At 62.2% G+C, this 9,319-nt stretch carries 5 protein-coding genes and 1 pseudogene; 1 reads left to right on the top strand and 5 read right to left on the bottom strand.

Translation table 11 applies throughout. From position 1 onward, the window contains the following. Nucleotides 1–6: 6 nt before the first annotated feature. A complete protein-coding gene (locus tag AVL62_RS05555; protein ID WP_161937843.1) occupies nucleotides 7–579 on the bottom strand; it encodes a class I SAM-dependent methyltransferase in 573 nt (190 codons plus the stop codon). 569 nt (nucleotides 580–1,148) lie between these two features. Between AVL62_RS05555 and AVL62_RS05550 the strand changes: the two genes are divergently transcribed. Next, a complete protein-coding gene (locus AVL62_RS05550) occupies nucleotides 1,149–1,415 on the top strand; it encodes a GNAT family N-acetyltransferase (protein ID WP_235585564.1) in 267 nt (88 codons plus the stop codon). 232 nt (nucleotides 1,416–1,647) lie between these two features. Here the strand turns inward: AVL62_RS05550 and AVL62_RS05545 are convergent, their stop codons facing one another. The 4 genes and pseudogenes from AVL62_RS05545 to AVL62_RS05535 form a co-directional block, all read right to left on the bottom strand. Then, nucleotides 1,648–3,303 (bottom strand): GTPase, encoded by a 1,656-nt coding sequence (locus AVL62_RS05545; RefSeq protein WP_058890674.1) that lies wholly within the window; start codon nucleotides 3,301–3,303, stop codon nucleotides 1,648–1,650. Then, nucleotides 3,296–7,252, bottom strand: a complete 3,957-nt coding sequence (locus AVL62_RS05540; RefSeq protein WP_161937842.1) for a GTPase — start codon at nucleotides 7,250–7,252, stop codon at nucleotides 3,296–3,298. The genes AVL62_RS05545 and AVL62_RS05540 overlap by 8 nt, the downstream gene beginning before the upstream one ends. 236 nt (nucleotides 7,253–7,488) lie before the next feature. Further along, nucleotides 7,489–7,736: pseudogene (locus AVL62_RS16995) on the bottom strand (transposase); the annotation flags it as partial. Between the two features lie 491 nt (nucleotides 7,737–8,227). Then, nucleotides 8,228–8,569, bottom strand: a complete 342-nt coding sequence (locus tag AVL62_RS05535; RefSeq protein WP_058890672.1) for a histone-like nucleoid-structuring protein Lsr2 — start codon at nucleotides 8,567–8,569, stop codon at nucleotides 8,228–8,230. Nucleotides 8,570–9,319 lie beyond the last annotated feature (750 nt).

Raw genomic sequence — 9,319 nt, 5'->3', positions numbered from 1 at the left:
CGAGCCCTACGTCAGGGCCCCACCACGCTCAAAGTCGAAGAGCCTGATTGTCTGCAGCGGTCGTCGTCGGTACTTCATCATCCATCCCGTGGTCCAGGTTTCCTCGTACATCTCATCGGTGAAGTAGCTGCCGCCGAGGCGGCGCCAGTCGCTGGCCGGGTGGTGAGTGGAGAGCACGACGGTTCCGTTGTCGCGCAGCACGCGGTGAATTTCCCGCAACGTGGGGACAGGGTCTTCCAGATAGTGGATGACCAGAGCCATCAGAACGTGGTCGACACTACGGTCTGGCAACCACTCCAATGGTTCGGACAGGTCATGATGGCGCCACTTCACCTGGTCACCGAGGCGATCTCGGGCAATGTCTAGCAGTCGGCGGCTGCCGTCGATGGCTATTACCTCGGCGCCTCGACGAAGGAGCTCTTCTGCGTAGAGCCCCGAGCCGCACCCGGCGTCGAGAACGCATGCACCAGCGATGTCGCCGAGCATTTCGAGGAGGGCTGGGCGGTCGTACTGTGTGTTCTGAGGTGAGTTGCGAGCCTTCGCGTCGTATTCCTGGGCGAACGCGTCGTAGTCGGTCACCACGGCATCCTGGCATCCTAGGCGGGTGTTGCGGTAGATCCGGGCGTTCTGGGTGCTGCGGTTCCTACACCAACCCAGTACCGTGCAACATGGCCCCGGAGGGACAGCGACGATGTTGACGGCGGACAGCCACGTGCACAGTGAGTGGTCCTGGGACACGGGAGGGCCGGACTCCGCGGCGGCCGGCACCATGGTCTCCACCTGCGAACGAGCCATGCGGATCGGCCTGCCTGCCCTGATATTCACCGAGCACCTGGACTTTGACGATGCGTGGCGCGCCAGCCCCGAGGAGTTTCCGCCGTCCAACGGCCAGTACATCGACGCCAATGGCTATCTTAGCCCGCCGCAGTTGGACGTCGATGGGTACTTTGCCGCGATCGAACTGTGCCGTCGTCAGTTTCCTGAACTGAGGATTCTGAGTGGTGTCGAGTTTGGTCAGCCGCACCTGTTCGAGGCCCGTGCCCGGGACCATGTCGACCTCGATCGCTTTGATCGCATCAACGGCTCCCTCCACACTCTGCCGGTCCGCCAGGACCGGGCCGAGCCAGTCACCCTGTACCTGCGGGTTGGTGGACAGCGGACGAACCGTCCCCGGCGAACCGGAGTTGGGCTTCGAGTTTCTTCGACGCCATTGGGGTCAGGGGTATGCCACCGAGGCGTCGCTCGTGGTGATGGACTGGGCCAGATCGTCCGGACACAAACGCCTGTGGGCGACCGTGTGGGACTGGAACACCGCATCGCGGCGTGTGCTGGCGAAACTTGGATTCATCGAGACTGGCCAACGCGAGGTGGACCCCGGCCGCGGCACCACCCTCTTCACCGTGCGAGAACTGTGACGCTCAACGCGCCTCATCACCTTCGGTGAGCCCCTCCGCTGCACATGGTTATGCGGCAGTAGCGGATGTCTCGTCGTGCAGGATGAGGGTTGTGATCAACCGCGGCTCTTGCACTGACCTTAGGCAAAGGACCAGATCTTCTTCGGGTATGTCAGTCGCCGAGGCCGACGCAGTCCGACATGAGGCTGAAGGTTCGGGTGATCAGGGGAGGTGCGCTTCGGCACAACGCTGACTACAGAAGAGTCGAAGCCTCTTCGCGTGCGGAATCGCAAAACTTTCGTCGCGCGTCAAGCGACTTCGCTAGGGCATCGATGCTTGTGCTCAACTCGTTGAGCACGGCCGACAACTTGTCGCACTCGGACTGAAAGGCATCGTAGTTCTCCGCAACTGCGCGATCCTTGATGGCTTCGAGCTCCTGTTCGATCTGGGCTCGCCTCTGGACCTTGGCTTCAGCTTCCTTGGCATCGTTGTTGATCTGACCGATGAGGTCTGCGGCTTCAAGCGCGAACGGGATGACTTTGGTCGCGGCGTCAATGCTCTTGAACACTTTCCCTGCCTTCGTCAGCTTCTCGGCGCTGGACTCAGCAGCCTCAGCAGCCACTTTCTTGGTGCCCGTGGGCTTGCTTTCGAAAAGGGCCTTGAGGTCGGTGGTTGCTTTCGCGAGGTCCCTATTCAGTTCAAGGAGCGGCTTCTTGTAGTCGCCGAGGTGGCTCTTGCTCTCGCGAGTAGGGTCGTCCTTGGGGAGATGCACGGAGAGTTGCTCGATCAAGCGCTTCAGTCCTTGCCAACTCGGTCTGGCGACCTGCTGCTCAAGTTGTTGTTCCATGTCTTGGGCTAGAGCGGCCAACTCAGTTCCTCGTCGCTCGAGCCAGAGTTCTAGGGCCTCGGTGAGTCTGGTCTTGAGTCCTTCCTCGGTTAGGACGGATGACGTCATCGCCTGGTCGACCACAGCACCGACGGCTGCGTTCAGGTCGTTGTGCGCGCTCACACGTAGCTCGCCCAGCCTTGCGCGCAGCTGTTCGACTCTGGCGGTCAGGTCGCTCGTGGTCCTTGCGACGCTCTCTACCTCGGCTTCTTGGGCGTCCAGCGTTGCGAGCTGCTCCCGCACTTCACCGATCCAGAATCGTTCGGCGGCAGCAGCGCGCAACGCCACTGCTGAAGGAGGGAGTGACGCGAGCTCCGTGGCGAACTCTTCCATCCCGTCCCACTTGCGGAATGGGTCCCACAACGTCGGGTCTGGGGTCTGGTCCGGTCCGCCGACGCCGTACGGGTCCGGTGAAGCGACGAAGACTCGGGGCTTGAGGTCTCTGCCCAGGGTGCGTTGCAGCTCCTCTTCCAGTTCGCGCCGCTTGCTGTCTGCCAACTGGCGATAGCCGTCTTGGTCGCCATCGGGATCAACGCCGGCTTCATCGAAACGCGAGATGACGAACCACAGTGCGCCTTCAATCCAGGGAAGATCGAGGGCGGTTGCCACCAATTCACGCTCGCCTGTGAGCAATTGTGGGGTCACCACGACAACGAGAACATCAGTCGTCTTGATAGCTTTGAGGGCCGTGGCAGTGTTGCTCTCGCCCCTGGCGTCCGTACTCCCCGGGGAGACACCTGGAGTGTCTTTGAGGACGATGTCTCGATACGTGATCTCGGACGCCTCGAAGGTCTCGTGTCTTGCGCTAATGGTCAACCAGTCCGGCACGGGGATGTCCGCATCGACCAGCAGTCTTCTGAGCAAGGATGACTTTCCAGAGTCGTAAGCGCCGAAGACGGTGGCAGTTGGTGGAGTGGCGTCGAACGCCTCCCATGTGTCGCGCGCCCTGGCGAGGTCGTCGGTGTCCCCATAGGCACCTAACCAACTAACGGCTCGATCCACGAGCTTCACATCTTCAGACATCGGTGCCGACCTTCCCGTTTGCATGTGGACTCTCGTACACGAGCTCCTCAATGGCCTCCACGAGTTCTTGCTTCTCGTGCATCAACGCTTCGATCTCGCGCTGTCGCGCAGCGCTTGCGTCGCTCATTCGCGCCAGGCGACTCAGCGCCTCATCGAGAACCTTCGCGGGGCCTTCGTTTGTTCTGTCTCCGTCCAGGAGCATCTTCTCGACCTGGCCAACGGTCTCGTCGATGGCGTGCGCGAGCCGCTTCCGGGCTTCCTCGCGCTTGCTGGCAGCCACCTGATCTGAAACAAACGCTCCGAGGTCGAGGACGACTCCAACGACTGCGAGAACCGCGCCGACCTTGGCAACCTTTGCTGCTGCTTTAGTTGCACCCCACGGCTTGAATTTGATGTCCGTGAACTTTTTCACGGCTCCGTACAGCGCGTCGCGCTCCTTGAAGATGTTGGCAAGCGCCTTGGCAGCATGATTGGCCCCTCGGCCGTAGTTGACGCCCTGTCTGAAACGGTTGGCTTGGCGGAGAGCGCTAGGGGCCTTGCCCGTGCTGTGCCTGTTGCTCCAGCGAACACTTCTGGAGACGTCAGATGCAGTCTCTTCGCTCCACGCGCTGATTTTTTTCTGCGCATCGTCGTAGAAGACGACGGCGTCGGCTTGGAACTCTGGGTCTACCCACCACTTGGCCGCGGCTTTGGCGGCTGCCTCCAAGTGCTCCTGCGTGGCAGACATGGCCTCACTCGCGGCTCTCTCTGCATGGGAGCGCGCCATCGCCTTGCCCTCGGCGGTGAGTGAGCTGCGAAGTACCTTTCCGGACCGGATGCCACGTTCGATTGCGGTCAGGATCTTCGACTCTTCGAGCCTACTGCTATCCAGGTCGTTGTAGTCGGCGAGCAGGGCCTGCTTGGCGGCCAGCAGTCCATCGACTGCAAAGTCTAGGGCGCCAACCTGCGAGAGGAGTGCCTGTTCCTCGTTGGCACGCTCAAGCGCTGCGATGAGCGGTGCGATGCCATCCCATTGGCGGTGCAGGTCCTCGTAGCTTTTGGGTCCTGATGCGCGAAGGTCTCCCACGGCCCCGTACGGGTCAGCGGATACCATGTGGATCGTAATGTCACCCACGCCCCAACGCGCAAGCAGGGCACGTAGTTCGGATTCCTTCTGGCGCCGCAGTCGGAGGAATTGCGCTGGGCTCCCCAGGGGGTCCACGCCGAGTTCGTCCGCCCGGCCAATGACGAATATGGTGTTCTCCTGCTTGGCCCGAGTGGCGTCCGTGCCGACCAAGAAGGCCTTGAGAGCCGCATCGTCGCCGATCACGAGGTTTACGTTTAGCACCACGATGGCAATCGAAGCTCCCGACACCGACCCCCTGGCCGTGGAGTCGTGCTCTGCATTGCAAGACTGGAGACCAGGTGAATCCACTAGTTGCAAGTTGCGCCACCGGTACGACGTTTCTTCGGCCGTCGTCGGCTTGCCGGCGACGCCTAGGCTCTTTGGCGTCGGTGTGCCGAGCTCGGCGAGGAGTCTCTTGATCAGCGATGACTTGCCGGTGTTGTAGTCGCCGAAGAGGACGACCCGGGCCGGTTCGTCCAGCATTTGGCAGGCTGAGTGCTGGATGTGCTTGACCTCGGGGCTTCGTTCGGCCAACTCGGTCAAACCTTCGAGCCACCGGGTCAACTCCTCGCGGGTCACCAGGCCAGCTGCGGTGGTCACGGCTCTCACCAACTGCTTGGTGTCCAGGTCGGCCAGCGCGTGGAGTTCATCGGATGGAGCGACTGGCAGGCCAGCGTAATCGCTACCCGCCTTAATCCAGTCTTCTCCCAGGAGGATCGCGTTCGCGCTCATGGAGCCGCCGTTCTCCGTCTTGATGTACTTGAGAGCTTTGCGCATTACGGACGCGGCCGTGTCAGCTCGCTCCATACCTTCCGCCCGCTGCCAGATCTCTTCTGCAGCCTCGACGACGGCGACTTGGGCAGTGGAAATCGCGAGATAGTCGCCGAGCATGATGTGCACGGCCGGAGCCCGGGACTTCCGTGCCTCACGCAAGAACGACTGTGCCAGGCTCTCCTCTACTTGAGTGTATGCCTTGGTCACACTCAATCGTGCGTTCCCTAGAGCCTCTTTGCGAGCGCGGAGCCGCTTCTTCTCCGCGCTGGTTTGATATTTCTTACCGAACCCCCCCAGCACGGATGAGACGATCCCAGTAACAACAACAGCAGCTGCGCCGACCCATCCGATCGGGTTCCACAAGTTAGCTGCGATGGCGATTGCCATGCCGGCGCTGACGGCTCCACCGGCAACGGCTAGAAGGCGTGCAGCAATGCCGATCCGATCGCCAACCTTGCCGGCCTTGCCGTCCACATTGAAGAGTCGCTGCTCAAACTCGATGTCAGCGGCCGCCTCGGTCGCGACCATCTTGAGTTCCTGCGCCAAATACACCGACGAGCGGTCAGCTGCCTTCTTTGCGGCCGTCCTAATGGACTCGTCGTCGAAGACGCGCTGGGTAAACTGCTCCTGATTGAGTTTGATCTTTTTGTCGAAGGTGTCGCGTACCGCGTTACTTGCTTCCTTGAGCGACTTCGTCTTCAGAACGCCGAGCTCGTTGCGAATCACTTGGCTGGTATGCCTTTCGAAGCGGCCGACCTTCCGGGACTTGTATGGCCCACCACGGGCATCTTCCACGGCTGAGAGCTTCTCAACGGCGAGCCAAGGGGAACCACCCACGGCGTCGGGGTAACCAAGGAGGTCGAACTCTTCCGCAATGGCAGCGTCGAGAATGGACAGACGCCCCTGGATGTTCTCGGCCTCGACACCGAGCGCCTCGTGCCACGCCTGGATAATGGAGCGCACCCCTTCACGAAGGCCGTTGACCCTCAGTTCCTTGCCCCCGGATTTCACTAGCGCAGAGATCAGATCTTGGAGCGTTCCGAGGTTCGACCAGGTGTACAGGTAGTCAATGCCGAACTCCTGCCGAGCGCTGCTGTGGTTCACCTCGTCTGGGCCGCGATAGGGGTCCTTGGCCTTCGCGGCGAGGGCTCGCTTTGTTTGGATTGCGACCACGGGAACGGAGTGCATCCCGATGGACGCCAGGAAGTCCGTGATGTTTGAGCCGTGCTCTTGGACGGCCTTCTGCAAGTTGCTCCGCCCTGCCTTAGCGGTCATTCGGGCCGGGTGCCGCCACATGGCGTTGCGCACATTCAAGACTGCAATGGCAGGCTTCGAGAACTCTTGGACCCAGGCGGCGACCTTCGAGAACTCACTGGCCTGCTGGCTCTGAGTGTCGAAGCACAGGAGCACGACATCTGCCACTTCGACCGCACGACGGGCTACCATCTCAAGTTCGCCAACGCTACGGGTTCTACCCCACCCGTTGATTCCAGGAGTGTCGTAGAGACGGCATGAGTTCCACTCGATGGGCGTGACATCGACAGTCCAGTCGCTCTCACCGCGAGAGACTCGCTCGCCATCGAGTTCAGCTAGAGCGGAGATCAGACTGCTCTTGCCCGCTCCTGTTCGACCAAAGAGTGCGATGTTGAATGTCTTGAGGACGTCCTCGTACCTGCTGAAGTAGTTGTCGATCTCCTCACTGGCACCTTGTAGCAGGTCCGTGATGGCAACCGATGCTTCCTTGAGTGAAGCGGCGCCGCCGTGATCGACTTCTCTCAACGCATCCCTTGCCCGCTTGGATGCTGACCTAAGTGACGCCTTTCCCTTACGAATCTGCGCCTTCAGGTAGCGGACCTCTTGCTGGCTGCCCGCGATCGCAGAGTCGACCGCTTCGCGCATGGCCTTCTCAGAGCTAGGCTCCGCCAGTCCCGCCGCGACGGCCTCGGCGACCGTCGGAATCGATTGCTGCTGTGGAGGCTGGACGTTGGTCATGTCCGCGTCCCCGATCGGCGTGTCGATAGCGGTTGGGTCATCTTCTAGGGTCGAATAGTCGGTCGCTTCAGAGTTCACGGTGCCACCGTTCTTCGAGCCGGCTTGCGACGCGGTCACGGTATCCCAAATGACCCCGTGGCTGCGCTGGAGAGTGTCGTCAGAACCATCATTGACAAGGGTAGCCAGGTGGTCCGACATTGATGCGCTTTGGTCCGATTCAGTGCTCCGCACCCACCGCCGAGCAGCCCGTTGGCCATGTGGGTGCCTCGCCTACAGGCACAGCACCATCTGGTCCCGGTCTTCGGCCCCCGTTAGCGATTCCCCACCAGCTGCGGCTCGAACGTGCCGTCCCGGTGCCGCGGGACGTGACCTGCACCGGGCCGAAGTTGTCGGTCAGCACGGTCTCGGTCCGGGTGCCATTGCGGAAGTTGCCGCAGTTGCGTCCCTCAGGGGCGTGCTTGTCGTAGCCCAGGTGCTCGGACAGGTACTCATCCGGCGCGGTGGCGATGACGGTCCCTGTCAGCGCTCTGAGCAGCCCGCCCGAGCCGGTCAGCGCCACGCTGGCGTCCTTTTCCTGCGGGACCACCTACTGGATGACAGGCAGCTCGGCAGGTGTCAGCCCCGATGAGGTCCGACGTCCGAAATTACCCCGAACGCTTCACCGACGGGTTTCTGCTGCTCGAGCCAGAACGCTTCCTGGTCCATGTTCTTCTCCGGTGAAGGTGGACTCACAGCCATCAGTGTCTCGGTCCCTCCTGCCCCAACCGGGGCGATAGAGCCACTTACGCCGTTATAGCGACAGACCCTCGCTCGACGTACTGTATTCGGCGTGTGCAGCCGCCAGAACTCGGCTGCCGAGCATCCGACTCTCGGCAGTACAGCGATGTACCGACCCTCGGCAAGCGGGGCGCTGGTCACTGGCATCATCCGTGGTGGGTGCGCCTAAGAATGGACGCGGGCCCGGCCGATCCGAGGATGCCGGAGGTGAGGTGGCGCTCAGCTCTTGGAGTGAGCCACCAACGGCCGGGGGTTCGGGGCTGTGACGTCGTGTGCTCAGGCCTTGTGGGCGGTTTCCCACTGGTCGATCAGGTCTTGGGGCAGTCGGCCACGCTTGGGGTAGTCGATGCCCTGGTCGTCCAGCCATGACTTGATGGCTTTGGTATGGGAGGGGTCACGGGGGGCGCTGCCGCCGCTGCCGGCCCGGCGGCGACCACCGATGCGACGGGCGGCGTTCACGTACTTCTGGATCGTGTCGGCGAACTCGTCTGCTTCTGTCTGGGAGAGGTCGATCTCGTAGTCCACTCCGAGGAAGCCGAACGTGACGGTCCGTCCATCCGCGCCGAGTTCGTTCCCGGTCAGGTCCGAGACAAGGATGGTCTGCACCTTCTGCGCCATTGAGGCTCCTACCGGGGTTGGGATGGGTTGGGATAGATCGACGTTCACCCTATGCGGTCATCCGCTGCCTCGGTGCACGATTGTCTCCGCCCAGGGCGGACTGAGGGCTTGAACTCGTTGAAGAACCAGCCCGCCTGGTCGCGCGCGTCCCGGGAAGTCACCCGCGGTGCTCGCGCCCCGTCGTTTGCTGCCGCCAGCCAGCCCGGCTTGGACGCCGACCACGTCACGCAGCCTGCTCGGCGTCATCGACAGGGCTCTGGTCGTCACTGTGAGCCACGTTCACACCCTGACCACGCCGCCCCCTCTTTCAGCTGCCCTTGTAGCGCACGAGGGCGGGCCGCGAGTCGTCAGCATTTGCTGGGGCTCGACGGGTGGAGCGGGGACGTCTTGCTTGACGCTCTTACTGAGGCCCGACAGGCAGGTGGGGCCAAGTTGCGCGGGCAAGGGTGTTAGACCCGGGATCGTGCAAGGTTGACTCTGGTCGAGCTCGCGGTGTGATGACTCGCCTTGCGTGCACCGCGCCGCTCGCCCCCAGTTGGAACGTCAGCCGTGGGGGTGTCTGCACTCGCTTCGTCATGTCCGGGCACAGTGCGACCACGTCGGCCTTCTTGCAGCCATCGCCAGTCGGACGTTCGCTCGGCGACGGGCACGCCAGGACGTTGTCGTACTTGCCCGCAAGCGGTGGGCAAGGGGCTCGCTCGGTCACCGGAAGGTGTCAAGGCGGGTGAGACAGTTTCCGTCAGGCGGTCT

It is taken from the genome of Serinicoccus chungangensis (assembly GCF_001483745.1).
GTDB lineage: Bacteria > Actinomycetota > Actinomycetes > Actinomycetales > Dermatophilaceae > Ornithinicoccus > Ornithinicoccus chungangensis_A.
The sequence above is the reverse complement of the archived record's forward strand: the minus strand, read 5'-3'. Positions and strand labels throughout refer to the sequence as shown.

Excerpts from the sequence above, each read along its gene's own strand:
- AVL62_RS05545 (WP_058890674.1), bottom strand. The coding sequence starts at position 3,303 with ATGTCTGAAGATGTGAAGCTCGTGGATCGAGCCGTTAGTTGGTTAGGT.
- AVL62_RS05535 (WP_058890672.1), bottom strand. The coding sequence starts at position 8,569 with ATGGCGCAGAAGGTGCAGACCATCCTTGTCTCGGACCTGACCGGGAAC.